Annotated in this window: 18 protein-coding genes and 1 pseudogene; 16 read left to right on the top strand and 3 right to left on the bottom strand. The window is 55.3% G+C overall.

Annotated features, from left to right (window positions below; all coding sequences use genetic code 11):
* Nucleotides 1-238: 238 nt before the first annotated feature.
* The 16 genes and pseudogenes from OZX62_RS09695 to OZX62_RS09620 all read left to right on the top strand — a co-directional run bounded on the left by OZX62_RS09695 (nt 239) and on the right by OZX62_RS09620 (nt 22,234).
* Nucleotides 239-2,260 (top strand): trypsin-like peptidase domain-containing protein, encoded by a 2,022-nt coding sequence (locus OZX62_RS09695; protein WP_277175975.1) that lies wholly within the window; start codon nt 239-241, stop codon nt 2,258-2,260.
* A gap of 298 nt (nt 2,261-2,558) precedes the next feature.
* Nucleotides 2,559-7,613: an SdrD B-like domain-containing protein gene (locus OZX62_RS09690; protein ID WP_277175974.1), complete on the top strand. Its 5,055-nt coding sequence runs from the start codon at nt 2,559-2,561 to the stop codon at nt 7,611-7,613.
* Between the two features lie 266 nt (nt 7,614-7,879).
* Entirely contained in the window at nt 7,880-10,411 is a 2,532-nt protein-coding gene (locus tag OZX62_RS09685) for a heavy metal translocating P-type ATPase (protein WP_277175973.1), read from the top strand.
* Between the two features lie 158 nt (nt 10,412-10,569).
* Nucleotides 10,570-11,013, top strand: a complete 444-nt coding sequence (locus OZX62_RS09680; RefSeq protein WP_277175972.1) for a DUF1310 family protein — start codon at nt 10,570-10,572, stop codon at nt 11,011-11,013.
* 31 nt (nt 11,014-11,044) lie between these two features.
* Nucleotides 11,045-11,425: a hypothetical protein gene (locus tag OZX62_RS09675; protein ID WP_277175971.1), complete on the top strand. Its 381-nt coding sequence runs from the start codon at nt 11,045-11,047 to the stop codon at nt 11,423-11,425.
* 43 nt (nt 11,426-11,468) lie between these two features.
* Nucleotides 11,469-11,633 carry a hypothetical protein gene (locus tag OZX62_RS09670; protein ID WP_277175970.1) on the top strand — a complete coding sequence of 55 codons (165 nt, stop codon included), beginning with the start codon at nt 11,469-11,471 and terminating at the stop codon, nt 11,631-11,633.
* Nucleotides 11,626-11,967 (top strand): hypothetical protein, encoded by a 342-nt coding sequence (locus OZX62_RS09665; protein WP_277175969.1) that lies wholly within the window; start codon nt 11,626-11,628, stop codon nt 11,965-11,967. The genes OZX62_RS09670 and OZX62_RS09665 overlap by 8 nt, the downstream gene beginning before the upstream one ends.
* Before the next feature lie 8 nt (nt 11,968-11,975).
* Entirely contained in the window at nt 11,976-12,431 is a 456-nt protein-coding gene (locus tag OZX62_RS09660) for a DUF1310 family protein (protein WP_277175968.1), read from the top strand.
* 63 nt (nt 12,432-12,494) lie between these two features.
* Nucleotides 12,495-12,893: a DUF1310 family protein gene (locus tag OZX62_RS09655; RefSeq protein ID WP_277175967.1), complete on the top strand. Its 399-nt coding sequence runs from the start codon at nt 12,495-12,497 to the stop codon at nt 12,891-12,893.
* A 475-nt stretch (nt 12,894-13,368) separates the two neighbouring features.
* Nucleotides 13,369-15,039, top strand: coding sequence for a PTS transporter subunit IIC (locus OZX62_RS09650; protein ID WP_277175966.1), 1,671 nt, complete (start codon nt 13,369-13,371; stop codon nt 15,037-15,039).
* Nucleotides 15,040-15,174: 135 nt separating this feature from the next.
* Nucleotides 15,175-16,176, top strand: coding sequence for a LacI family DNA-binding transcriptional regulator (locus tag OZX62_RS09645; RefSeq protein ID WP_277175965.1), 1,002 nt, complete (start codon nt 15,175-15,177; stop codon nt 16,174-16,176).
* A 13-nt stretch (nt 16,177-16,189) separates the two neighbouring features.
* Nucleotides 16,190-16,870: a ribulose-phosphate 3-epimerase gene (gene rpe / locus OZX62_RS09640; protein ID WP_277175964.1), complete on the top strand. Its 681-nt coding sequence runs from the start codon at nt 16,190-16,192 to the stop codon at nt 16,868-16,870.
* Nucleotides 16,871-17,126: 256 nt separating this feature from the next.
* Entirely contained in the window at nt 17,127-18,032 is a 906-nt protein-coding gene (locus OZX62_RS09635; RefSeq protein ID WP_277175963.1) for a ribokinase, read from the top strand.
* Between the two features lie 216 nt (nt 18,033-18,248).
* Entirely contained in the window at nt 18,249-19,550 is a 1,302-nt protein-coding gene (locus OZX62_RS09630) for an adenylosuccinate synthase (RefSeq protein WP_277175962.1), read from the top strand.
* 547 nt (nt 19,551-20,097) lie between these two features.
* Nucleotides 20,098-21,555 (top strand): annotated as a pseudogene (locus tag OZX62_RS09625) (ClC family H(+)/Cl(-) exchange transporter); the annotation flags it as partial.
* 511 nt (nt 21,556-22,066) lie between these two features.
* Nucleotides 22,067-22,234, top strand: coding sequence for a hypothetical protein (locus OZX62_RS09620; protein ID WP_277175961.1), 168 nt, complete (start codon nt 22,067-22,069; stop codon nt 22,232-22,234).
* A 647-nt stretch (nt 22,235-22,881) separates the two neighbouring features.
* Here OZX62_RS09620 and OZX62_RS09615 read toward each other — a convergent pair.
* The 3 genes from OZX62_RS09615 to OZX62_RS09605 are packed head-to-tail and all read right to left on the bottom strand — an operon-like array spanning nt 22,882 to nt 24,735.
* The gene (locus tag OZX62_RS09615; RefSeq protein ID WP_277175960.1) at nt 22,882-23,316 is read right to left on the bottom strand and encodes an addiction module antidote protein; all 435 of its coding nucleotides are present in this window, start codon (nt 23,314-23,316) and stop codon (nt 22,882-22,884) included.
* 46 nt (nt 23,317-23,362) lie between these two features.
* Entirely contained in the window at nt 23,363-23,737 is a 375-nt protein-coding gene (locus tag OZX62_RS09610; RefSeq protein WP_277175959.1) for a hypothetical protein, read from the bottom strand.
* Nucleotides 23,728-24,735, bottom strand: coding sequence for an Abi family protein (locus tag OZX62_RS09605; protein ID WP_277175958.1), 1,008 nt, complete (start codon nt 24,733-24,735; stop codon nt 23,728-23,730). Before OZX62_RS09605 ends, OZX62_RS09610 begins: the two co-directional genes overlap by 10 nt.
* Between the last annotated feature and the right edge of the window lie 1,101 nt (nt 24,736-25,836).

Raw genomic sequence — 25,836 nt, 5'->3', positions numbered from 1 at the left:
TGGCATGGATAACCAAGAAAAAAGCGCCCGGAATCGGTTTATGGCAACGGTTATTATGTCTAACTGATGCCGATTTAGTGGACATGACGGTGATGTTTCGTAGTGCTGGGATTATTTTTTCAAGAAATGTTCAGGAAACATCCAGACCGGGTGTCTTTACTCATTATTAAGGCTCAGGGGTGGCTTTCGTGACGGACGTCGCCGATGGCATACCCGTTGGAGGAAATAAGGAGCAGCAATGGCTGAAGACAATAAAGACGAGTGGAGCAGCGGTCAGCCTGCACGTCCCAATCAAGACAATATGAATATAACACCGGATTTGCCGGACTTTCTCGGCAGCGCTCACACGGATGAAGCGGCGGGAAGCGGCAATGACGCGGCCGCATCGGGCGAGAACCAGACGGATGCCACGCAACCGACGCAGCCCGGGCAAGATACGCGGGGCTTCAATAGCGAACCGAACGCGGATTCCAGCAGCGTGCCAGACGGTGCCTCCAATGGCACGCCGACGGAAGTGTTCTCGACCGGATACCGGCCTGACGACGCGAATTCAACGGATACCACCTCTGCCGGCACCCCTTCGGACAATCCCTATGGAACTTCCGACCTGGTGAATTTCGGCAATGCGAGCAACCCGAGCAGCGATGCCGGGGCATACCGTCCGGCTCCGGAGTACGGCGCCTATGGTCCGCTGCCTGATCACATCGGCAATAACGACAACGGCGGTAACTTGGGCAATGGGAACGCGCCATTCGGTGCGGACAATGCCTCTTCCTCGAACGCGCCTGGCGTCAACGCTCCAGCCAACGCCCCGAGCATGCCGTGGAACGGTATCTTCGGCGGTGCCGGCCAGAATCCGAATACTGGCCAGAACGGCGGCAATGGGCAGAACGGCAACGGAGGCCCTTACAACGGTGGTCCCGGCCAGCCCGATGGCCCCAATGGCGGCAACTTCGGCGGGCCGAACGCGCAGGGCGGCGGCTACGGAAACGGTTACGCGGAACCCAAGTCGCACAGCAATATCATCACGGCCATTGTCGCGGCCGTGATCACCGCAGCGCTGTGCTTGGGAATCGGCTACCTCGGGATTTCCAAGGGGTGGGTCACTGTGCCGGCCTCCAGCACCATGTCGGGCATCACTTCCAACAAATCCGGTTCCGGCTCCGCCACCGTCAAGGGCGGCCAGGCCCCGGACTGGGCTGCCGTCTCTTCGCAGGTCTCCAATTCCGTGGTCTCCATTACCACGCAGGTCAGCCAGGGCATAGCCAAGGGCTCCGGCGCGATTATCGATGACAAGGGCCATATCGTCACCAACAACCACGTCGTCTCCGGCGGCACCAACATCCAGGTCACGCTTTCCAATGGCCAGATGTATAAGGCCGATGTCGTTGGCTCAGACAACACCACCGATCTCGCCGTAATCCAATTGGAAGGCGCTCCGAACGGCCTTAAGCCGGTGCAATTCGCGGATTCCAGCAAGCTTGCGGTCGGCGAGAATGTGATGGCCGTCGGCAACCCGCTGGGTTACGACGACACCGCCACCACCGGCATCGTCTCGGCGCTGAACCGCCCGGTCTCCGTGATGGACGACAACAATTCCGAAATCGTGACCAACGCGGTGCAGATCGATGCGGCCATCAACCCCGGCAACTCGGGCGGCCCGACCTTCAACGTGGCCGGCCAGGTCATTGGCATCAATTCCTCGATCGCCTCCGCTTCCTCGTCTTCCGGCCAGTCCGGCTCCATCGGCATCGGCTTCGCGATCCCGTCGAACCTCGTCAAGCGCGTGGCCGATCAGATCGTCTCGAAGGGCTCCGTCGATCATGCCATGCTCGGCGTGACCATCAAGTCCGCGAACGCCGAGTCCGACGGCATCACCCGCGGCGGCGCACAGATTACCTCGCCTGCCGGCGGTGGCGCGGCCGTTGTCAAGGGAAGCCCGGCGGACAAGGCCGGCCTCAAGGCCAACGACACCGTGGTGGCCTTCAATGGCCAGGCGGTCGGCAGCAGCTCTGCATTGCTCGGCTACGTCCGCGCGGCGAGCCTTGGCGACAAGGTGAAGCTCACCATCGTGCGCGACCACAAGACCATGGACGTCGACGTCACCCTCGACCAGAAGGAAAGCAGCGTCAAGGGCAGCAACCGTTCCGAAAACCAGAAGCAGAACAGCAACGGCCAGAACGGGCAGGGTCAAAACGGCCAAGGCGGCAACAGCAACGGAGACGGCGGCGGCCTCTTCGACCCCTTCGGTTTCTGGTAAAGCGAGGCCGCTGATTCGGCCTGCCGGCTGATGTGCAGATGCCGGAGTCTGTGATTGGTTCCGGGTTATTCCGCATTTTGGAATAGTCCGGAACCATTTATATTTTGTGGGCACATTTTGCGGTCGGGAGGGCGAATTTAGCTTAGAAATAAATAAGACATTTATTACTCATGTGTCTTATTTTTAATATATAATTCAGTCGTCGTTAAAAGGTAATGCAACCTTTGGCAAAATTGGGGAATTTGGAAAGACTGAATTTATTTTGTCGCGCTTTAAATTTGTGCATATTTTAGTCAGTGTGGTTAGCGGTGTCGTCGCGTTGGGAATGTTCGCTCCCTCTGCGATCTGCGCGCCGAATGCGATTGGAAACAATGACGAGCAGGCATCGGTGTCGTCGCCCTCCGATCCGTCACCTGGCAATGAAACGTCTCAGGTCTCCTCGCAGACGGGAAGCCAGATCGTCGTTGATTCCCGCAATGCGCAACGGCAAGGTTCTGCTTCCGTCGCCGGCAGCCAATCGATTCGCGGTTCGCTGAACGACAAGTCGGCGGTTTTGCAGCCGGTTTCGCAGCCGAATCCGCAACAGAACGGTGGTTCATCGGTATCGGATCTCGGCAAAGCCAGCAGCGGCAACTCCTCAGCCAAACAAGCCGATGGTGGTTCCAAGGCGGGCGTGCCGCTAGTCAGAGGAGGCACTATCGTCTCCCATGATGTCGCCACCGCCGCCGACAACATCACCGTCACCGGGCTCAGCCTTGACAGCATGCACACCGGCCAGGCGCCCTTCGACTCCGACGACAATCCCGGTGACGATTCCAGCGCCAGTAATGCCATCGTCCGTTCTTTCGACAAAGTCACCTACGATTACGATTACACGCTTACCCCGCAGTCCCCGATGGACTATTATCGTGACGCTCACGTGCGTTTCGACGTCCACATCCCGGTCGACAAGAACAAAGCGGTGTTGGACACCAATGACATGAACTGGATCGATCGGAATCCGCAATATCCCAGCACCCATACAGACAATCCCGACGGTTCGCAAGACTACGTCTTCTGGCGCCACACCACCGCCTCCCGGCCGGGCACCTACGTTGCGCCGGGCACCGCCACGGTGACCATCGTTCTTAAGATCAACGTCATGCTCAACGGCCAGACGCTTACGCCGAGCGTCAACGCGCGTTCGGAATATACCGGTGACACCGTCGGCAAAACCGATACGCCACGCACGCTGACCATCAGCGCCAAGACGAGCCTTGATATCCGCATCGGCAATTTCGCCGGTGATTCCACTGTCACCCAAGCCTCGCCCATCAGAAAATTCGATTTCGACAAGCCGGAAGCTGCAGGCCAGATCAATTACGGTCTGGGCAAGAAGCGTGGCTACATCACGGGCATGCCCTGGGCCGTCGATCTGCGCTGGCCCAATGCCGATATCGTCCGTGGCAAGGGGATGAAAGGCCTGGAAGCCCCGCAAGGGCCGATCACCTTCAACCTGAGCACCACCGACAAGTGGAACAAGGACAACGGAGACGTCGCCGACGACGGAGCGGACGTGCAATCCAGATTCTGGGGACTGGCGCCGGTGACGACGCCGACCATGAGCCATGCGGACGCTGCCGCGCAACAGGCGACGCCGTCGACCCCGGGCAGGGAACTCAACAACGACACCCAGAACTACGTGCCGCGCTCGGACAATTACAAGATTGCCGGGGGTTTCCGCACCCATACCGACAACAGCGACCACAACAGGACCTACGACAACGGCGACTACCAGGTCACCCAGGAGATCGGCAGCGACTACAGCGCCTATCATTTCACGCTCAGCGGTTATGACATCGGCCCATTCTGGCCAAAGCAGGGGAGTTCCCCTCAAGCCGGTGCGACGTGCAGCAGCGAGTTTATGGATGACGGTTGCACCGTCCAGAATGTCGGTGAGATCTCCACCGGTTATCTCTATCTTTTCCATCCCGTCGATAAAACCGACAGTCAACTCCAGGCGGCTTATGGATCCGGTGTCACCGTGACTCTTCATGCCGATGAAGGTGGCATGAGCTACACCGATGTCAGCGGCGTGGCTTCCAACACTTCCGGTTCCGATCGAAGCAATCAGGCGGTCAACGACCACAATACTGACGGCAGTACGGTCAATAACGACAACTGGCGGCCGGACAGGTTCAGCCTCGTCGTTCCGGGTTCCGTCTCGCCGTTCTATGCCTATGGCTGCGCCACCGATCGCGCCTATGAGGAAAACGGCCTCGATTGCGCTGGCTGGACGGGCGACGACAACCGCAAAGACACCGATGTGGCCACTCCGGGCGATCCCATCCGCATTTCGGCCACATACGTATTCCAGCAACCCGATGCAAAACTGCCTGTCGGGCACATGATGCTCATCAAGATCGATCCGACGGTCATCGATCTGGCGGACGAAAATCATCTTGATGCCGGAGGCTCCGGCGGCTCCGGCGGGGATGCGGGGAAAACCGGGTTCTTCCACAGTTGGAATGATCCCGATCCCTTCTTCAACCGTGCCACCCCGGTCAAGGCCAAATACGCGGTCAAGCCGAATGGCCTGGGATGGACCAACGACACCGAGGAACGCACCGCCGTGCTCGGCGACCTTAGGTATTACAATTCAAAGGCCGAAGCCCAGAGCCACGGCACCATCGTCGGCGTCCTGCTCGCCTCCAACCAGCCGGCATACAGCCGCAGCGCAGGCATCGAGACCAAATTCAGCATGGGCAATATCCGCGCGACGGTTCGCAGGGACGCTCCGGACGGCTCGGTGGCCCAGCTCAGCGCCATCAGCTACATGTATACGCGCCAACAGATGAAGACCGCGAAGGGTCTGTCCCTTTCCGTCGAAGGCCAGGACTCCGATTGGGCCGATTGGACCATGACCCAAAACCCGATGGATTGGTATTTCAACGACCATCTGCAAGGTGCCGTCGATACCGATATATTCCAACGGAAGCCATACGTAAAGCCGTCATACACCGCTGCTGGCTATCTGGCAGGCTCCGGCACCCACGAACGTCAGTGGGGCGATGCGCTCTATGTGGCAGGCGAGCAGCCGGCGGTCGACATCTCCGTCGCGCAGCGGTCGGGCGGGAATCCCAAGTCCGAGTTCGACCTCGACAATCGGCAACGTACGGTGGATTGGGCGATTGGCGCCAGAATCCGCAGCATCAGCGGAAGAGGCACCAGCAATGCCGTCGTCACCGCCACCTTGCCGGTCGGCCTGCATTATCTGGCGAATTCATCCAAGCTCGACGGTATCTACACGGAGCACACGCCTGATGCCGGTACGGTGATCGGCGGCACGGACTTCGAGCCGTCTGTCACCAATAACCCGAACGGCACCACCACCCTCGTCTGGCATGTTCCGGATATTCCGCGCGACAGCCGCGACCGGACCATCCATTTCAGCACCACAATCGGCAACGAGGATGACTCCAGCCACGACGCGAAGAACAACGACCACTTTACGGTCAGTGCGTCCATCTCCTCTGACGGCTACCATGTTTCGCCGAACAACGCGAAGGGAACCTTGAGCTCGGCGAGCATGGGCGTCTCCAAGCTCCGGGAAGCAGGGCTTGCCACGCGAGCGAAGACACTGATTAACGAAATCGGGCATCCGTTCGTCTATCGTTCGATGTTCGGCAATTATTCGCAGAGCAGCAAAGCCGATCCCTTCTCCGTGGAGATTATGCCGCACCATGGCGGCAACGACAGCCTATCCACCTTCCACGGCACCTACCAGATCCAGAGTGTGCGCATCAAGGCGCAGGGCAGTGCCTCACTGAGTGGCTTGGTGGTGCGTTATTCCACCGATACGAGCCTGCAGGGAGCGGGTGTGAGCCCGGCGGACATCACCCGTATGCAAATCGATACGCACGCGGATATCTGGAAGACGGCTGATGTCGTTCCCGACGGCGCCGACGACTTGGTTCGCATCGATTTCAGCAGGTCGTTTACCATGCCTTCCAGAGGTGTCACGGCCATGGCGTTTGAGCTTCCGACGCTGCCCGCCGGCTCCAGTCTGCTTATCGACACCACGTTGAAGCCACGAAATAACAAGGCAGGAGATTTTTACGAGCAGCAGTGGGCCGATGGTGCCAACAACGTCATCGCGCTGACCCAGACCTGCAACCGCATTGTCAGCGGCACGGTGTGGTACGACTCCAACCAGAACGGACTCAACGATCCCGGCGAGCCCGTCGTACCCAACGCGTCGGTGAAGTTGGTCGACGGTTCGGGCCGTATCGTCACGGATACGGGTGGCCATCCGCTGCAGGGCGTGACCGACAGCCATGGCAACTATAGGTTCGACGACGTCTCGTCCGGGTCGGGGTATCGCGTGCGCGTCAACGGGCCGAGAGGTCTGACGCCCACCACCGCCCATGTCGGCGGCGACAGGACCATCAACAGCAAGGCCGACGAGCACGGATCCATCGCCATCGCCGGCATACCGTCATTGGCGAGAATGGTCAGTCCGACTTACGAAGATGACTATGAGAACGAAGGACTCGTCGGCCCCTTGGATGCCGGAGAAACCGGTTTCGTCGTCGTCAAGAGGCTTCTGGGCCGTGATTGGTTGCCTGGCGAGCAATACCGGTTCAATATCGCTCCCATCGGCGGCGCGCCGGCCGCCGGCGAGGGGCAAGCGGTGCCTTCCAGCGTCCGTGTGGGAGGCTTGGGCAGCGCTGCCGGGCGGAAGACGGTTCTCGTCGACGCCTCCAAGTTCACGCTCCCATCGCCGGCTCACTACACGTTCAGATACAAGATCACCGAGGACAGTACGGACCATCATGCGCGTGTCACTCCGGCTCCGGGCACTCCCACCGAGTATGTGCTGACGATTGTGACCTATGATGATTACGTCGATTTCACCCGCCATGTCACTGCGACGTTGAGCGATGCCAGTGGCGCCAGCGTCCGCACTGCGACTTTCACCAACAAGTACACGCCTGCTTCGTCTGGACTGGGTATCGGCGGCCATGAGTCCAGTGTGCCCGGGCCTGGTAACGGTAACGGGCATACGCCTGGTGTGCCTGGGCCAGGTTCCGGTTCCGGCAATGGCGGCACGCACGGGCTTGGCTCTGGCAATGGTAACGGTAACGGTGGCGGAGCCATGCCGTCTAAGCCGGTGCTCGGCAGTGCCAATGGGCCGGTTTCGCTGAATCCGGTTCGCAGAAACGGTGCCTCTGCCCGGTTGCGGCCGATGAAAAAGACGCTGGCGAAGACCGGAACCGAGACGTCTGTGATTGTGACGGTTGCCTTGCTGACTGCGGCTTTGGGAATTCTGATTTGTTGGCTCAAGAGGTCGCGATACAACGCGCGACAATGAGAATCCGGTGATGTGCTTGGGCCGTTGGCTTCGGCTTGCGGCCCTGCGACCCGCATGAGTTTTTGGGACTGATTGTCCGTGCGGTTCCGATATACTGTATTTCAATATCTTTACGCCGTGTATCGGGGGTTTGTTAGCGCCGCCGGTGGGTTAACAAGGCGTGACCAACTTGCTTGGTCGCGCAACTTGTGCGGCCGGGCAGTACACGCGCAAGGAGAATCATGCGGATTATTCGCAGAATCGGCGACATCTGCCGGCAAGTACCAATGCTTCCCATTACTATTGTGGCTGCGATTTTCGTGGCGTTATTTTGGAATTATCGGCCTTGGTTTAACGGTGTCGGGGCACTTGATACCGGCAATTTCGTGGTCGCTCCGCCCGACGCTGAGGCTTGGCATATTGGGCCGTTCGTGTTCAATCCTTCGGTCGGTCAGCTCATCGTGGTGCTGCTCGTTGCGTATTCGGTTTTCGACTCGATTCGCGGCATGATCGCCTCACTCAAAGCTGGTCACGTGGGCATTGACGTGCTGGCGATCTTGGCGTTGCTCTCGACGCTGGGAGTACAAGAATACTGGGCCAGCTGGGCCGTGGTCCTGATGATTTGGTCGGGCGAAGCCATCGAGGAATTTGCGCAGACCAGAGCCGAAGGCAATCTGAGCGCCTTGATTGCCGCCGCTCCGCAGATGGCGCATATCTCCGATTTGCCGGGAGTCGGTGCGGCCTTGAACGATGGGGGTGCGGGGGTTCCAAGCGAAGCTTCTAAAACGAACGAGGACGCCGATACCCGAAAAGCGCATCTTACAGCATTATTTGCCGATAACAACAAACGTTTGGCCGATGGCTTCCGAGCAACTTTGGCTGCCGCGCTGCCGCAAGTGGACGTGCGAGATCTGGAAAATAATGTATGCAGAATCGACGTGAATGATTGCAGTTGCGAACTTGCGTCCGTAGCCAAGGATGGGGCTGGAAGTTCGCAGACTGGTTCTCAGAGCCGACGTGTGCAGCCGGCAGGTTCGTTGGCGCGGCACACGTTTATCGGGGGTTCGTTGGCGCGCAACTCGCAAGCCGTGAAAATCATGGAATCGCAAGCCGCTCAGGACGCGCATTTCCATACGGTTCCTGTCGATCAGGTTGCCTTGGGCGACGTGCTGGTGGTCTTGCCCGGCGAGACGATTCCCGTCGATGGCAAGTTGCTGAGCGGAACGGCGACGCTCGACCTGAGTGCCATCAACGGTGAACCGTTGCCGCGTACCGTGTTTGCGGGCGCTCGCGTGATGTCCGGGGCGATCAACGGCTCGACGATGATCGTGATTCGCGCCACGCAGTTGGCCAAGGATTCGCAGTACCAGCAGACCATGCAGCTGGTCGATTCCGCGCGTTCCTCGCGTGCGCCCGTGGTCAAAACCGCCGACGTGCTCGCGGTGCCGTTTACCATCATTTCCTTGGTCATCGGCATCGTTGCTTGGATCGCTTCCGGCACTCCGGAACGCTTCGCGCAGGTGCTGGTACTGGCCACGCCCTGCCCGCTGCTCATCGCCGCTCCAGTGGCGTATATGGCGGGAACCGGAAGGCTTGCGAAGGCCGGAATTCTGACGAAAACGCAGGAGGTTCTGGAGAATCTCGGCAAGGTTTCGCATATCTTCTTCGACAAAACGGGAACGCTCACCGTCACGAAACCGCAAGTCGTGCGGGTGGATGTGCCGCAAGCCGCGCGTAAGCGGTTGCCGGTGGTGCTCGATTTCGATGCAGAAAAGGCGGAGTCAAATTCCGCACAATATATAAAGGACATCATTGTCGAACTTGCAGCGGTGGTGGAGACATATTCGGTGCATATCCTCGCGCAAGGCATCGTGGCCGCCGGAGCCGCCGCGTCGAAGAAGTTGCACAACGGTCGCACGGCTTTCCCCGTGGTCAAAGGGGTTCATGAGGATGCCGGCAACGGCGTTCAGGGCATGGTCGAAGGCCATACGGTTCGCGTCGGGCGGTTGAATTTCGTAATGAGCGCGAGTGATGATAACGGTGTCGGCCGACTTGAAACCAAGAGGGCCATGGATTCGTCGCTTTTCCAAGATTCAAATTCTGTATTGTCTTCGGATGAGGCGTTCCCGACCTCGCAATTCAAGCCGCGTTCGGCTGACGAAATGGTGGCGTACGTTTCGGTCGACGGCATTCTTGCCGCCCGTATCGTGTTGCGTGACGTGCCACGAGATAATGCTCGCGAATCGTTGCAATGCCTACGTTCCATGGGCATCGGCAAGGTGACGATGTTGACCGGAGACTCCCGCAGCTCGGCCGATGTGATTGCCGGCGAGGTTGGTATCGATGACGTTCGTGCAGATCTGCTCCCGCAAGATAAAGTATCCGCCGTCAAAGAGGCTTCGCAAGAGCCTCTGCAGCATCCGTCGAAAATCGAAGCATTCCTTGACCGGCTTTCCGGCCAACCCAAACCGCGTCCGATTTCGGTGATGGTCGGCGACGGCGTCAACGATGCGCCCGTTCTGGCTGCGGCCGATATCGGCATCGCCATGACCGACGGCACCTCTACTGCCGCCTCGCAAACGGCGCAAGTGGTCATCATGAACGACGACATCGCAGACGTGCCCAAGGCCGTGGCCATCGCCCGCCAGACCAAGCGCACCATGCTGCAGGCCGTGGTCACCGGTCTCGGCCTCGCGCTGGTCTGCATGGTCGCCGCCGCCTTCGATCTCATCCCGGTGGTGGTCGGCGCTTTCATGCAGGAGGCCATCGACGTCGTCTCGATTCTTTGGGCGCTGACCGCGCTGCGTGAGCGTGGGTGATGGGGCGCAGCTCTGCTGGTCGTACATCTGAATCGATATAAAAGGTGTTATTTCGTGGCAGCGGCTTTATGCTTGACGATTAGTTGAGTAGAGGGAACCCTATAGGCGTTATTGTGTTTTAATGCTTATTGATAATTAATGATGATATGGTAGCTAGTATGCAAGGTGTTCAAAAAAGCCATAGTGGCAAGGTCGTGTTGATTGTTGTGGCATGTGTGCTTGCTGTTGCCGTAGTGATTGGGGGAATCGTGGTCAAGCGTCATAACGATCAAGAGCAGTGGATGCGTAGCGTTGTGTATAGCAAAGAAGCTGACAAGGTATTTAGAGACACGTTGGTAACTCAATATGATTCAAAGGCTTTTTCTAAAGACGGCGTCATCCAGTCTTATAAAGTTGACGACAAGAGCATTAAACATAGTCCTATGGGAGGAATATTAGGGGTCCTTATTATTAATGACAATCCGGACCTATATGTGTATTTTTCTCTTGATAAAAACATTGAAACTGGTGCGTTGAAGGGCGGCGGGGGAGGTAACTCGGCTGCACTCGGAAAACTTTTGAAGAATGAACAAAAAGGTACAAGTGGGCCGTCCGTTTCGTAATAACTGATTTTAGCTGGAATCGAGGGTATGCATGGCTTTCACTGATGAAGATAGAGTCTCTATTGCGAATGATGAGTATAACGACTATACGTTTGGTAGCGAGGTAAAGACGGATAGTGGCGCTCGAGTTGGCTACGTGGCAGAAGTGCATTATGACCAATCAACAGGCGAAAACTCGTACATTATCGTTGACGCCGATCCAACTGCCAATGGCTATAAACCCAGTGACGTAAAGCATGTCACCGTTCTCTATCAAGGATCGTCTACTGATTTCAAGGGGGATACCGGAAACGCTTGGAACGATTGGGTCCAGAATGATGCTCCCCTAGCGGTCGGGTCTATAATCGGCGGAAACCCTACGCCGCAGATGAAGTCTGGTGCGGCGACTTTGCAGCGAACGCTATCGGAATAAGGGAGATGGTGATTCCGGCGATGCCATCGAAAAAGCCTTAACGGTGATCGAGCAGAATCGGCAGAACGGTGAAGTCGTGGTCAACGAAAAACTTCGTTATATCGATGACGTCCGTGAACAGCTTGCCCAGTCTCATCGCGAATGTGAGCGGGCTTTTGAGCGCGGGGAAGAAGATAACCGCAGACGGGCGAGAGGGAACAATGACTAATTTCTGGGATCAGGCCACGGCGGAGGCCGATCGGCTCTGGAATGGGGCGAAAAAAAGTTGTGAACAGGCTGGTGCGGAGGCGCAGGCGATGCTCAACAGATGCCTCAAACAAGCAGAGACGGGTATTATCAAGGACGTTGTGGCTCCATGGCATACAAGTCTCGCCTCGATTAACGTCAACCAGAACGAACGTGACAAGAATGCGTTTCTTCGCTCGGTAGCTGATGATTGGAGCAGCTATGCCGATAATATTGACGGCGGTGCCAAAGGTGAGTGGGCGACTCAGGCCAAGCAAACAATGCAGGATGAAGCTACGAAAGTTCGCCCAGAATGAGCGGAATTATGGTGGATTCAGGCGGCCGTAGAGGCCATGCCGGCAAGATCGTGTTGATTGTTGTGGCGTGTGTGCTTGTCGTTGCTGTGGCGATTGGTGGGATTGCGGCCAAATATCATCACGATCAAGAGCAGTGGATGCGCAGCGTTGCGTATAGCAAAGAAGCCGACAAGATATTCAGAAAAACTTTAAAAAAGATGGACCCGAAAGCCTTTACGCCCCAAGGTGTTATCCGTTCTTATACCATTGATGAACGGAAAATTACACATAATCCAATGGGCGGTATCGACGTGACTGCTTACGTCAATAACGATCAATCTTTGTATGTCTTCTTCACTCTGGAGAGAAACGGCGGCACCGGACCTTTGGAAGATGGCGGCGGTGGAAATTCTGCAAAATTGGAGAAAATGCTGGACAAGGCCTATCCGCATCTGCATCAAGGTAGTGGCGGTGAAGCTGACTGAACGCAAACGTTTCTTGTACTATCGTTTTTGGTTATATATTGATTTGCAGGAAGGTGATGGGGTATGCGCCGTAGTGGCAAGATCGTGTTGATTGTTGTGGCGTGTGTGCTTGCCGTTGCCGTGGCGATTGGTGGGATTGCGGCCAAATATCATCATGATCAAGAGCAGTGGATGCACGACGTTGTGTATAGCAAAGAAGCCGACAAGATATACAGGGATATTTTTAAGTATGATGATCCAAGCGCTTTTACCGAGAAGGGGAAAATTCATACATATCAAATCGACGACAAAAGTATTCGACATAATCCTATGGGTGGCATCAATCTCACACTTTATGTAAATCGCAGAAATGATTTGTGTGTATATGTCACGCTGAATAAAAACGGAAGTTCCGGGCCTTTGGAGGATAGCGTAGGCGGTTATTCCAAGGGATATTCGGATTTAATCGGTGCTAAATCGTAAAACCGTTAGAGAAATGTGTTGATGGCTCATACCGATAAACGGTGTAGGGAAATCGCAAATAATGAGTACAACGATTATGTGCTAAGACAAGAAGCGACGAATGGGAAACATCGTGAAACCCATATCGGCTATGTTGTCGCGGTAAGTCATAATTCTTCGACTGCGTTGATGAGAAATAACCGACAGGGCTTTGTCGTCTTTATACTAGTCACGCAAATATAGAGTAATCGGTTTCGTAATTTATCGTTATTTATTTTGTGATTTATTCTCTTCGACACTTCATTTATATTTTTTTGAACGAAATAAAACGTTGTAATAGAGCCGTTTTATAAGTCTTATATCAAGAAATTTGCTGCTCAGCTTGCAATTTTCAAAAAGTGGCATATAGTGTTATTTACGTAACCGGTTACGTAAAGGAAAACCGGCGGAAAACCAACGAAGAGATAGAGAAAGCTCTACGAGGAGGTAGGTATCAATGGATTTCTCCAAAATTGTAGGCGCATTGGACCAAGGTTTCAATTGGTTCATCAGCCTGGGCGGAGCGGCGATGATGTTCATCATCATCACTCTGCTGTCGCTGGCATTTGGCGTCAAACTAAGCAGGGCGTTCGAGGGCGGTCTGCGTATGGCGATGGCCCTGACCGGCATGAGCGCTGTGATTTCATTGCTGACCACAGCATTTGGTCCGGCATTGAAGGCATTCGTCTCCTTCACCGGCCTGCACCTGTCAATCAGCGATCTGGGCTGGGCCCCAATCGCGGTGATTACGTGGAGTTCGCTGTATACGCTGTATTTCGCGTTCATCTGTATCATCACCAACCTCGTGATGCTGGCGCTCAAGGCCACCAACACGCTGAACGTCGATCTGTTCAACATCTGGAACGTATCGATTCTCGGCTTGCTCATCAACTGGAGCTCGGGTGGCAATTTCTTCCTGATGTCGATCTTCGTGGTCTTCATCTATGCACTGATGCTGTTCAACGCCGATGCAATGAAGCCGACTATCAACGATCTGCTCGGCTACGACGATACGAATATCACCACGACTGCGCACCCCGAGCTGTTGGTCACGCCTATCGTGGTGCTACTCGACAGGCTGATCAGCAAGATCTTCCCCTTCATCGACAAGTTCGATTTCGATGCGGAAACGCTTAACAAGAAAATCGGTTTCCTTGGCAGTAAGGGTGCGATTGGTGCGTACCTTGGCGTGTTCGTCGGTCTGCTCGGCCGTCAGGATGCCCCGCATATCTTCACGCTGGCGTTCACCGCGGGTGTTGCTCTCGAACTTTTCGGCATCGTGGGCGATTGGTTCGCCCCAGCCATCGAACCGCTTTCGGAAGGCATCACCTCCTTCATGGAGCGCAGGATGCACGGCCGCAAGCTCTACGTTGCCATCGACTGGCCGATTCTCGCCTCCCGCGCTGAGATCTGGGCGGTGGCGAACATCCTGGCACCGATTCTTCTGGTCATCGCCATGGTGCTTCCGGGCAACAACGTACTTCCGTTGGGTGGCATCATTCTCACCGTCCTCGCCCCTGCGCTGCTTATCGGCACCCGCGGCAAGGTCGTGCGCATGACCCTGATCGGCACCATCATGATCCCGATCTTCCTGTGGGCTGCGACGCTGATCGCGCCGTTCCTTACGCAGACCTCGAAGGCTATGGGCGTCTTCCCTGCTGGTCTCGGCAAGAACGAGATGTTCAGCGCCGTCGATTCCGACCCTATCGAAAAGATGCTTGCGTTGCTCTTCGGCAATGCGGCGAAGACGCTTGATTGGAAGCTGATTCTGTGCTCCGTGCTCGCGTTGGTCGCTTATGTTGGGCTATTCATGTGGTATGTGCATACGTTGCGCAAGGAAGCAAAGCTGCGTGGTGAGAACAATACTCCGACAGTTGCGGTGACTGCTGATATGGCTTCCAAAGCCGTTGAAGAAGATGAAGCAGATGTGGCTGCTCAGCCCAATGAATCCACTGGTTCAGTTGAAAAGGATGAATCGTCTCAAAAGAGCAAAAGAACTGTTGGCGCTCGCGTTGCGATGACATCAATGGTTCCGTCCTTGTTGGCTTGGATAAAGGATTCTGGTTCGGGCTCTTTACGTAATCGTTTACGTTCATTTATCCCGCGTGAACCTGTCGCAGTCGGATGACCTAAAACTTGGAATACGGCCGCGACTCTGACAAATCTTGAATTTTGGCCGTATTCCCCGTTGGATGCTTGCCAAATCATGACTCCGGTTTAGTGTGAAGATACCTGACCCTATCCGATACCTGACTAGAAGGCAATGATGGCAACGATTAAAGACATCGCGCAAATGAGCGGAGTGTCCACCGCAACCGTATCGCGCATCATCAATCAGAAAGGGGGAGCGAGTGAGAAGACCATAAAAAAGGTCAATGCCGTAATCAGCAGACTTGGCTATGAACCTGATTTCGTTGCAAAAACATTGTCGCAGAAGGCTTCGGACCTTATCGCTTTGCTCGTTCCCAATCTGACCAATCCCTTTTTTGCTGAATTGGTCAGCAGCATCGAGAAGGCGGCGGATGCGCACGGCTATCGCGTGTATCTGTGCAACAGCGAAGACGACCGAGACAAAGTCGAATATTACCTGAAGTTCATGTGCAATATTCGAGTTCGGGGAGCGATTATCAATTCGCTTTACGTTGATGAGGATGATCTTGAGGTTCTCAGCAGCCGCGGGATTGTGCCGTTGACGATCGATAGGGCATGTTTTTCGCATCCTTATGCAGCAATGGCGGTCAACAACGTAAGCGGTTCCTACCAAGCGACCAAGTATCTGATTCAGGAAGGCCGCAGTTCAAGACTGGTCTTCATCTCGGGGCCTCAAGGAGAAAAAAGCTCTGAGGACCGATATGAAGGTTATCTGAAGGCCATCAACGAATGCAGTGCCACACATGTGGCCAAGCTTTACAGCGACTTTTCGGTCTCCGAAGGCTATCGGACAGCCAGTGACTTGTTCAAAGTTCGCAGGGATATCGACGGGATTGTGTGTTCTGACGATGCCATCGCCCTGGGGGTACTGAGAGCGGTCGCGGACGTGGGCTTGCGGGTTCCTGAAGATATACGAGTAATCGGTTACGACAACATCGAAATGAGCAGGTATTCGGTTCCGCGTCTGAGCACGGTCAACCAACTTCCCGAAAACATTGGGGATTTGGTGTTGGACATGTTCGAGAAAAGCGTTGAAGCCGGAAACAAACCTCAAAAAAACGTGATTGAGCCGCACCTTGTCATACGTGACACTTCTCAGACAAGGAGCGCATAAAGGAGTGTTATAAATGTGTGAGATAGGTCCCTCGTTGATGTGCGCGGATCTGGGTAATCTGGAGCGCGATGTCAAGCAACTTGATGCCGCAGGAGTTGATTTCTACCACATCGACATCATGGATGGTTCGTTTGTCCCCAACTTCACGCTCGGCCCCGATTTGGTGAAAAGTGTGCGTGGCATGACGGAGAAGCCATTGGATATGCATCTGATGGTCGATAAGCCCGAGCGCTACATTTCCATGTTTGCCGATGCGGGTGCCGATAGAGTGGCCGTGCACGCTGAGTCCACGAACAATCTGCAAGGTACGCTTACTGCGATCCGCCAGGCTGGCATGGAAGCCGGTGTGGCGATCAGCCCGGCCACGCCTCTGGAAGCTCTGGATTATGTCTATGACGTCACCGATTACGTCATCATCATGACCGTCAATCCAGGGTTCGCGGGGCAGAAATTCATCGATCCAATGTACGACAAGATCGGCGATCTGTCCAGCCGAATTGCGAAACACGGTCTTGTCATTCCCATTGAGGTGGATGGCAATATCGGCGCAGAGACGATTCCGGAATGCGTGCGCCGCGGGGCCACAAGGTTCATCGGCGGGACCAGTGCGATTTTCCGCAAGGGTTCTACGCTGGCCGACAACGTGAAAGCGACCCGAGCATTGTTCGGCAAGGCTATGGCTGGTTCGCGCTGACCGACCGGAACGGATTCGCGGCTTCTCAAAAAGTCTTAAAGCCGGCTTTGCAAAAATTCAATAATGGGTAGTTCCATAATCAAATAATCAAATAAAAAATCACAACAAATTCCATCACAGGTGCACGTTTTTTCCATCAAAAATGCGTACCTCGGCGATAGCTATACCTTTTTTGGCGTTCAACGTTCGGAAAAAGGTCGCGTAACCGGTTACTGCGTAATCCTACAGGTGATGGAGCACGAGAAGGAATACAGCAATGAATATGAAATATGATGTGGTGGTTCTCGGCAGCATGCACCTTGACATCAAGGCGTTCACCAAAACATATCCCAAACACGGAGATACCGCCACCGCCAAAAGCATCACGATGATTCCTGGCGGCAAAGGCGCGAATCAGGCTGTTTCAGCAGCCAAACTCGGTGGGAAAGTAGCTATGCTCGGCAGTGTCGGTGATGACGGTGCCGGAAAGCAAATTCTGGACGATTTGGCTTCGTGGAATGTCGATACCAAATTCGTCAAGCAGACCAAGGAGCTGGGGACAGGAACGTTCATCGTCGAAATCGACGACAGCTCCGAGAACACGATGCTCGGCACGATGGGCGCGGATAATGCCACCACCGAGGAGGATATCAAGACCGCGATGAGCCAGATTGACGCTCCTGTCCTAGATCTGCAGCTGGAGACTTGCAAGGAATCGGTGATGGCCGCGCTCAAAGAGGGCAGGAGAAAGGGCATGTATATCATCCTCGATCCCGCCCCGGCCGACAACTACTTCCCTGAAGCCATGCAATATGCTGACTGTGTGACTCCCAATCAGCAGGAAACCGAGAAGATTACCGGCATCAAGGTTAACAATCGCGTCGATGCCATCAAAGCCGCAAAGGCGATTGTCGAGCTCGGTCCGAAAACCGCCATCGTCAAGATGGGCGGCAACGGCAGTGTCGTTTATCATGACGGCCAAATATACGAAATCGATGCGGTAAAGGTCAATGCGGTCGACAGCGTATGCGCGGGCGATGTGTTTGCAGGTGCTCTGGCAGTTCATTATTCACAGCATAATGATTTCCTTGCCGCCGTGAACTTTGCCAATCGTGCTGCAGCAGTAAAGGTCAGCCGTGTCGGCAACCACGCTGCTTTCCCGACGCTCGCCGAAATGAAGTAACCGGTTAACTAAAGTTAAGCAGAGGTTCTCTTCGCCGGGCCGTCCTACCGGGGAATGCCTGACGAAGAGAACAAGCCGGCCGGTTTGACGCTTGGCCGGGTACGTCATAAATAACAAACGCATATTTGGTTGGGAATTCGGATGTTCGTCAAACGCTGGTATAGGCGTGACGGTAGGCTAATAACGGCGGAATAACGCGTATCTCGGGAGGTTAGTATGCCTGGAATTGTTCTGATTGGTACCCAATGGGGAGACGAAGGCAAAGGTAAGGCCACCGACCTCATTGGCACGAAGGTCGATTATGTCGCACGCTTCAACGGTGGCAACAATGCAGGCCACACGGTGGTGGTCGGCGACGAAACGTATGCGCTGCACCTGCTGCCCAGCGGCGTCGTGAACCCTCACGTCACGCCTGTTATCGGTAACGGCGTGGTGGTCGATCCCGAAGTGTTGTTCGAGGAGATCGATGGGCTGCAGAAGCGTGGTGTCGATTGCTCGCACTTGAAAGTTAGCGAATCGGCGCAAATCATCGCTTCTTACCATCGCGTCATCGACAAGGTGACCGAGCGCTTCCTCGGCAAGCACAAGATCGGCACCACCGGCCGTGGCATCGGCCCGGCCTATGCGGACAAGATCAACCGCGTTGGCATCCGCGTGCACGACCTCTTTGACGCCGAGCGCCTGCGCGACAAGGTCGAGGCGAGCCTGCACCAGAAGAATGAGATGCTCGTGAAGCTTTACAACCGCCGTCCGATCGACGTCGACGAGACCACCGACGAGCTGCTGAAACTCGGGGAGCGCCTGAAGCCGTATGTCGCGAATACGTCATTACTTTTGAATAATGCCCTCGACGAAGGCAAGACCGTGCTTTTCGAAGGCGGCCAAGCTACGATGCTCGACGTTGATCACGGCACTTATCCGTTTGTGACATCCTCCAACCCGACCGCCGGCGGCGCCTGCACCGGCACGGGCGTCGGCCCAACGAGAATCGACCGCGTCATCGGCGTGGCCAAGGCCTACGTCACCCGTGTGGGCGAGGGCCCGTTCCCGACTGAACTCAACGACGATTCCGGCGAATGGCTGCGTCAGCAGGGCCACGAGTTCGGCGTGACCACCGGCCGTCCGCGCCGTTGTGGTTGGTTCGATGCCGTCGTCACCCGTTACGCCACGCAGGTCAACGGCCTGACCGACATCGTGCTCACCAAGCTCGACGTGCTGACCGGATTGAACGAGATTCCGATTTGCGTCGCCTACGACGTCGACAACGGCGACGGCACGCATACCCGTTACGACGACATGCCTATCGATCAGGCAGCGTTCGCCAAGGCTACGCCGGTCTACGAGACCATGCCCGGCTGGACCGAAGACATCTCGAAGGTGCACAAGTTCGAGGACCTGCCTGCCAACACCCAGGCCTACGTCAAGCGCCTCGAGGAGATCTCCAACTGCCGCATTTCCGCTATCGGCACCGGTCCGCAGCGCGACCACATCATCGAGGTCCGCTCGCTCGTCGACTGAGCGGTGGAAGCCCGTTGCTGAGCGCACACTATTGATGTCAGCGTAAGAAAAGTGCACTTTACGATTGCTAAGGTGCACTTTTTCGACGTTGGCGTCAAATTAATGCACATTGGAAGCGTTAAGGTGCACGTTTCTGACGCTAGCGTAAAAATAGTGCACTTTAGGGTTGCTGGCTTGCATGTTTTGTACGGTACCGTTGAATTGATGCATCTGATGAGCGACATAGTGCACTTTTTCGACGGTAGCGTACCAATAGTGCATCTAAGGACTGCTAACTTGCATGTTTTATACGGTGATGTCAGATTAGTGTATTTTGGGCATGCCAACTTGCACTTTTTGACGCTAGCATTGGGGAAGCGCACAAGGGAACGACGGTTTTGTTGAGCGCCAGTGCGGGAAGGGTTCGGTAGCAATGGCAACGGTAGGCATATCGCGGCGCAGCCAGTGGGTTGTGGCGGCTCGCGCGGTGGTCTGCGGCCTGATTGCCGGGGTGCTGGTCACCTGCTACCGCCAAGGTATCGAATGGGGCACGCAGTTCGCGCGCTGGATGTACCCGCAAATCCGCAACAATCCCTGGCTTCTCGCACCTTGGGCGCTCGCAGCGGTGGCGGTTGGCTTCTTCGTCGCCTGGCTGGTCAAACTTGAACCGATGGCATCCGGCAGCGGCATTCCGCAGGTCGAAGGTGTGGTGAGGCTGGGCCTGAAAATGCGGGCGGGAATCGTTCTGATTGTTCGCTTCGCCGGCGGTTTGCTCTGCGGAATGTTCGGCCTTTCGCTTGGCCGCGAGGGTCCGTCGATTCAGATTGGTGCCGCCGCCAGCCAAGGCGTAGCGCAAGGGATGAGGAAACTTTGGCATAGAAGTGAAACCGTTGCGGATTCAAGGGATAATGCAGATGGTTCCGGCCATGTGAACGTGGGCATGGGCAGAGCCGGGGTAGACGCAAACGACAAGTCGAGCAAAGTCGCGAATGCGAATGCAAACGCGGGCACGAAAAGCAAGTCGGGTAAAGTCATAAACGGAAACGTTGGTGTAAATACAGGCAAAGTCGCGAATGCAAACGTGGGCGCGAATACGGGCAAGACCTTGAACGCTGATGGCGAGTTGGCTGGTGCCGGTTCTTTTCGTCAGCGCGTAGACGGCCGCGAAGGCGCGGGCGGCAGCAAAACCGCCGAAACCAACATCCTCATCACTGCCGGTGCCGCCGCAGGTCTTTCGTCCGCGTTCAACGCCCCGCTTTCCGGTATGATGTTCGCGCTGGAAGAGGTACATCACAACTTTTCGCCGGCCATCCTGCTTTCGGCGGCTGCGGCTTCGATAAGCGCTGATTTCGTCTCGAAATACTGGTTCGGCCTGAAACCGGTGCTTGATTTCGCGCGCCTTTCGCAGCTGAGTCTGCCGCAATATTGGTGGATGATTCCGCTCGGCCTCATCGCCGGCCTGATTGGCGTGGCGATGAACAAGCTGCTGCTCGGCTTCCAGACGCTATACAACAAACTGCCTTGGCAGATCCGTCCGATGATTTCGTTGACCATCGCGCTGCCTGTTGGTATCTTCCTGCCGCAAGTCTTGGGTGGCGGCGAAAGCCTGATCGGTTTCGCGGAACGCGCGACCGACGGCATCGCATTCCTAGCAATCCTGCTGGTCGTCAAAATGCTCTTCACTTCCACGAGCTTCGGCAGTGGCGTTCCCGGTGGTATTTTCATGCCGATTCTCGCCGTCGGCACCTTGACCGGTTCCATTTTCGGTGTCGCACTTCACTCGGTGACCGTCAACGGAAATCCGCTCGTTTCAACGAAAATCATCCCGTTGTTCGCCGTCTGCGCGATGGCCGGAGCACTGACGGCCTCGGTAAAAGCCCCGATGACCTCGATCCTGCTCACCGTCGAGATGAGCGGCACCCTGATGCACATGCTCCCAGTTGCCGCGTGCAGCTTCATCGCCCTCTTGGTCTCGGATCTGACGAACACCGAGCCGATTTACGATGCCCTCTTGGATCGCTACATAGCGGGCCATCCTGAACACGTTTCTAAATCCGCTGGCCAATAACCCCCGAAACGCATGTTTCCCCGGTCGTGTGGCCGGGGAAACATGGAATTTATGCACCGTCTTGCGGTGAATACTTGACATAGTAACATCAACCCACAATTTGGCCCATAACCCTATAACCCAAATTGTGGGCAAAAAGCGGGCAAGGATTTTAAGGAGGCCGGGTACACCTTGGCCCCGGTGTTCGTTTCCGAGCATCGGGGCCAGCGGCATTAGTAGCGGGATGGAATAAACACCCCAATCCATTACGGCCTCAGCGGGTAAAAGCTTTATAGGCCGGCTAGATTCCGGTGAGTCACCTTCCGTAACAGACAAATTAAGTATACCATCAGCCGCGGTATATACCTATTTCGCGGTAGGATGAGCCTGCCGTCAAGCCCCTCACCAGAGCTTGTGCGACCGTGCGGCTTTTCAGCCGTAGCGACCTCGCCGCGCCCGTCGTGGCGTGGCATTAGTAGAAGGACATATCATGTCCAAGAATAACAGGAAGGGCTCTGACGGGCCTGAGGCTATCCGGGCCATCGTGGCGCTGGCTGTCGTTCTGGCGGCCAGCGCGGATAACGCGGTGGTGGACGTGCTGCTCGCGATTGTCGTCGGTTGCGGGCTGGCGGTTATCTGGAGGTGGCGCAGGCGTTAGTTAGGGCCGGCCCGGCGCGGGGCGACCCGTGCCGGGCACTTCCTCCTTACCGTCCTTGTTCCTTGTTTTCCGGTTCGGGGGTTATCGGGTGAAGACGCGAGAAGCGCCGGCCCCTCATCAAGGCCGACGCTTCTCTTCCATCAAATACAACGGCTTATAGGTAAGCCGTTGCTGTAGACCCGATCGTTAAGTTTGTTTCAGGCACCATGTTTAAGTGGCAGAAAGACTTTGGACACGAAGGAAGTCATCCTGTGTTGATGAATCGGTGGACCACTACAGCAACAGCCTCAGTATACATGCTTCGTTTACGGTGGTTTCTGTTTCCGTCGTGGCCGGAGTCGTTCTTATCCAGCTGAACCGCGATAGAGACAATTCGTAGCAACCGGCCGTCCGCAGAGTAATCTTTATGCGGCTTTTCGCCCGCATGCCTTCGAGATTTTATTATCTCGATTTGTTCACTGATCGTTAAGGGCTATAGCCTCACAAAATTTGGCCTATACTCCGTAATGGCGTTTCATGGTTGCAATCCCATGGTCTCCATTGGTGTGCATGATCCAAAAGCCGCTGATATCGAATCTATATCGATATCAGCGGCTTGGATGAAAGTTCTCGGATGATTTCTGGTTTGTCTGGCCTATTGTCGGTGGTTAGGCAATTTGAGGATTTAAGTTAGTCGACATGTTTGCCTCTCCTAGAAGTTCTCTTAATGTACTAAAAACTGTGCGGAATGACGGGTTCGAATCCGCGGAAAGAGAACGGTAAAGACTTTCGCGTCTGACTTTCGCCCTTTGCGCTATGTCGTTCATTCTTTTTTCCGCTCTCGCCGCATCGCCGATCGCGCTGAGGAAGACGGAAGCGGCGGTGTCGTCGTCAAGGTCTTTCGTCTCTTCGAGAATCGCCTGAAGATATTCGCGGATATCGGTCTCGTTGTCAAGTACTTCCGACGGATCGTAATCTTTGACTTCGGCATCATCGGAGGATGAAGTGGGTTCCATGGTTTGGTTTATTTTTCTTTGCGTTTTATTTTTTGGACTTGGATGATTGTGGTGTTGTTGAGGTCCAAATTGTTTTGTGGTTAGCATGATCTTCTCGGGTTTCTTAAAGATAAACCTTAAGAGTTTGCCAGCTCTATGGCTTTGTCGATGTCCTGTTGTTGGTTGGTTTTAGCCTCACCATTTGATTGGCGTTCTCGGGGATAGGCCGTTCCGGGATTTCCAAATCCAGCTTGAGCATCAGTGCGAGGGCGTAATCCTGCATTTCGGAAATCGTGGGATCGGAATCGTATTGCTCGAATCGTTCGAGGTCCTTTTCGGTGCAGTCCAGGAAATCGGCCATTGCGCCTAAATCCAGTTTGTTCTTTTCCCGGTAAGAAACGAGGTTCGCCTTCAGGTCGAAGAATTGCCGGTAATTCAAGGCTTTGACTTCGCCGATTTGTTCGTCGGTGTATTCTTCATTGAGATTCGTCGTGTCGTCTCCTTTGCGTAAGGCGGCTTTCATTTCCAAAGGTTCTGGTCCCGCCAGTCGGGCGGGAATCCCATTTGCGCGATGGGGATGTGGGGGTTGTCGTCCATGAGCCTGATGAATTTGTCCTGCCAGGCGGTGGTTCCTTCGATTTGTTTGAGCAGATAATTCTCCGTTGTGAGGAATGCCGCAGGCCCCTTCTTTTGCCTGAGGAAGTCCCAGTCAGGTCCCCACCAACGTCCTTCATAGGGTGTTTTCGGCTGCTTTTGCGGGAGCTTGATGGCGACTTCGCGTGTCTGATCGTTCCAAAGGCGGTCGTGATGCGCTACTTTGTTCCGAACCTTTCTGATGGATTCCAGCCAATCGCCCAGTAGCTTCGTGTTTCCCGGAATGCCTATATGCTGGTTCGGTCTGTGGATGGCAAGCCGGCTGGCCAACTTGTGTTTGATTCCGTCCGGTGCGCCTTCATAGAAGAATCGTTGCAGGCTCCCGTAATCGAGGCAACCTACGATCATCCAATAAGGAGGAAGTTCGTTGCTGTATGTTCGCCGGAAATGTTGGATATACGTCAGTTGGGATCTGTGATAGCGGTCTTTCAGTATTGTTATACATTGTTTGTAGTGGGAATCGTCGAGTTTGGGAAGCCCGTGATGTGTCATGAATCCGAAGGGCCCGTCTCGCAGCGCGAGTTGCGTGGCAAGGAAGCTTCTGAGGAATGTTTCGATGGTGATGATTCCGTCAAACACCAGGAGCCGTAGTTTTTGATCGAATACGTAATGTTCCATGACGTCGTTGAAGTTGGCCCCAGGTCGGAAAGGAAGACGGCGTTTGTGGTTTTCCACCGGTGTGAGCAGGGGATACCAATAGCCTTTAAGCCGGTAATAGCCGAAACGGCGTATGCAATCAGCGAGTTGAGAGGTCGACGCTCCTTGGAGACCGTTTGAAAGGAGCATTGCCGCCAGAGCGTGAGGCGTCTGGGCCAGATGGGCGGTGTACGGCTGCAGTTCTCTTGGAGCGTTCGGTTGCCGTTGACGCGCCATGGTAAGCCTCACTCTCCGCTGAGTATAAAAAATGCCACCCTAGGGTGTCCGCAACGAAACGATAAGAACCGTTTCTTTTATCGTTACGATAAATCTGGTGGCTTGAGCAATTCTTTTATATCATCGAAGGTAAGACGACACGCCCGGATTGATGTAACAGGTACGGAAGCCGGGTCCCGTACCAACGCGGGCTCCCCGGCTTCTGCTTCCGTACCTCCTCGAAGGCAGGCATAGCCTCATGCTATCAGATATGTAACGCGACGGGTTGTCGTGCATGCGCACGCTCTCATCGCCCCATGCCTGTCTGGCCTTTGCCATGTGCGCTCTCCTCCGTTTCGTCGCGTTGCTGGTTGGTTCTCAGTCTGTCACCGCCCGGGGAAACTACGGTATCGTCTTTTTGCCTGTTCGGGGCTGTTGCTTGGCTGTATCGTTTTCGGGTATTCGGCGTGTCTAATTATTTTGTCGGGGAATTTTTTGAAAAAATTTTTTGGAATTTTCTTAAAACGTTATACATGAGTGAGCTGGCGGGAGACGGTCGGATGGTGGGGCGGTGAGTGGGCAGATGCGGCGCGGGGGCCGAAGTGTTGCAATGCAAAGCGTTCGGTGTGAAAAAGACGATCTGGGGAACAGTGTTACCGTTATTTAGCAAATCAATGATTGTTGTCTGAATATAAGAATTGTGAGAGTTGTATTAAACGTTTGAACAAGAAAATTATGTTTCATTAATTAGGCAGAAATGTGGTGCTCGTGTCGTGGTCGTGTTACAGTTTTGCGTGTCTGAAGTGTAGTTCCGCGCCGGGGTGGTTTGCGGTGCGGAGATTTCCATTGATACAGGGAGAAGAAGGATGATGTCTCGTTTTACAGAGTGGTTGCGCGGTGTGCGTGACTTTGCCTCGCATCGCGGGGGGGGGGTGCGTTTAGAGCCCTAGTTTGCCTTGTGGCTGGTGTGGCGATGGTGCTGCCCGGCACGGCGACGGCGGCCGAGCCCGAGGGCGGGCAGGCCTCCGAGCAAACGCAATCCCAACAATCTACTTCACCCGAGCAGGGTCAGGCAGCGTCGCCTGAACAGTCGCGGAAGGGGCAGAAGACCACTGAATCTTC

This window comes from Bifidobacterium sp. ESL0690 (genome assembly GCF_029392315.1).
Classification (GTDB): Bacteria; Actinomycetota; Actinomycetes; order Actinomycetales; family Bifidobacteriaceae; genus Bifidobacterium.
Note: the sequence above shows the minus strand (reverse complement) of the source record. Positions and strands in the feature narration are given on the sequence as shown.

What these genes read in the sequence shown, in the direction of transcription:
- OZX62_RS09675 (WP_277175971.1), top strand. Translation starts at nt 11,045, where the DNA reads ATGGCTTTCACTGATGAAGATAGAGTCTCTATTGCGAATGATGAGTAT.
- OZX62_RS09635 (WP_277175963.1), top strand. Translation starts at nt 17,127, where the DNA reads ATGAATATGAAATATGATGTGGTGGTTCTCGGCAGCATGCACCTTGAC.
- OZX62_RS09695 (WP_277175975.1), top strand. Translation starts at nt 239, where the DNA reads ATGGCTGAAGACAATAAAGACGAGTGGAGCAGCGGTCAGCCTGCACGT.
- OZX62_RS09680 (WP_277175972.1), top strand. Translation starts at nt 10,570, where the DNA reads ATGCAAGGTGTTCAAAAAAGCCATAGTGGCAAGGTCGTGTTGATTGTT.
- OZX62_RS09645 (WP_277175965.1), top strand. Translation starts at nt 15,175, where the DNA reads ATGATGGCAACGATTAAAGACATCGCGCAAATGAGCGGAGTGTCCACC.
- OZX62_RS09615 (WP_277175960.1), bottom strand. Translation starts at nt 23,316, where the DNA reads ATGCTAACCACAAAACAATTTGGACCTCAACAACACCACAATCATCCA.
- OZX62_RS09660 (WP_277175968.1), top strand. Translation starts at nt 11,976, where the DNA reads ATGGTGGATTCAGGCGGCCGTAGAGGCCATGCCGGCAAGATCGTGTTG.
- OZX62_RS09630 (WP_277175962.1), top strand. Translation starts at nt 18,249, where the DNA reads ATGCCTGGAATTGTTCTGATTGGTACCCAATGGGGAGACGAAGGCAAA.
- OZX62_RS09655 (WP_277175967.1), top strand. Translation starts at nt 12,495, where the DNA reads ATGCGCCGTAGTGGCAAGATCGTGTTGATTGTTGTGGCGTGTGTGCTT.
- OZX62_RS09605 (WP_277175958.1), bottom strand. Translation starts at nt 24,735, where the DNA reads ATGGCGCGTCAACGGCAACCGAACGCTCCAAGAGAACTGCAGCCGTAC.
- rpe (WP_277175964.1), top strand. Translation starts at nt 16,190, where the DNA reads ATGTGTGAGATAGGTCCCTCGTTGATGTGCGCGGATCTGGGTAATCTG.
- OZX62_RS09665 (WP_277175969.1), top strand. Translation starts at nt 11,626, where the DNA reads ATGACTAATTTCTGGGATCAGGCCACGGCGGAGGCCGATCGGCTCTGG.
- OZX62_RS09620 (WP_277175961.1), top strand. Translation starts at nt 22,067, where the DNA reads ATGTCCAAGAATAACAGGAAGGGCTCTGACGGGCCTGAGGCTATCCGG.
- OZX62_RS09685 (WP_277175973.1), top strand. Translation starts at nt 7,880, where the DNA reads ATGCTTCCCATTACTATTGTGGCTGCGATTTTCGTGGCGTTATTTTGG.
- OZX62_RS09650 (WP_277175966.1), top strand. Translation starts at nt 13,369, where the DNA reads ATGGATTTCTCCAAAATTGTAGGCGCATTGGACCAAGGTTTCAATTGG.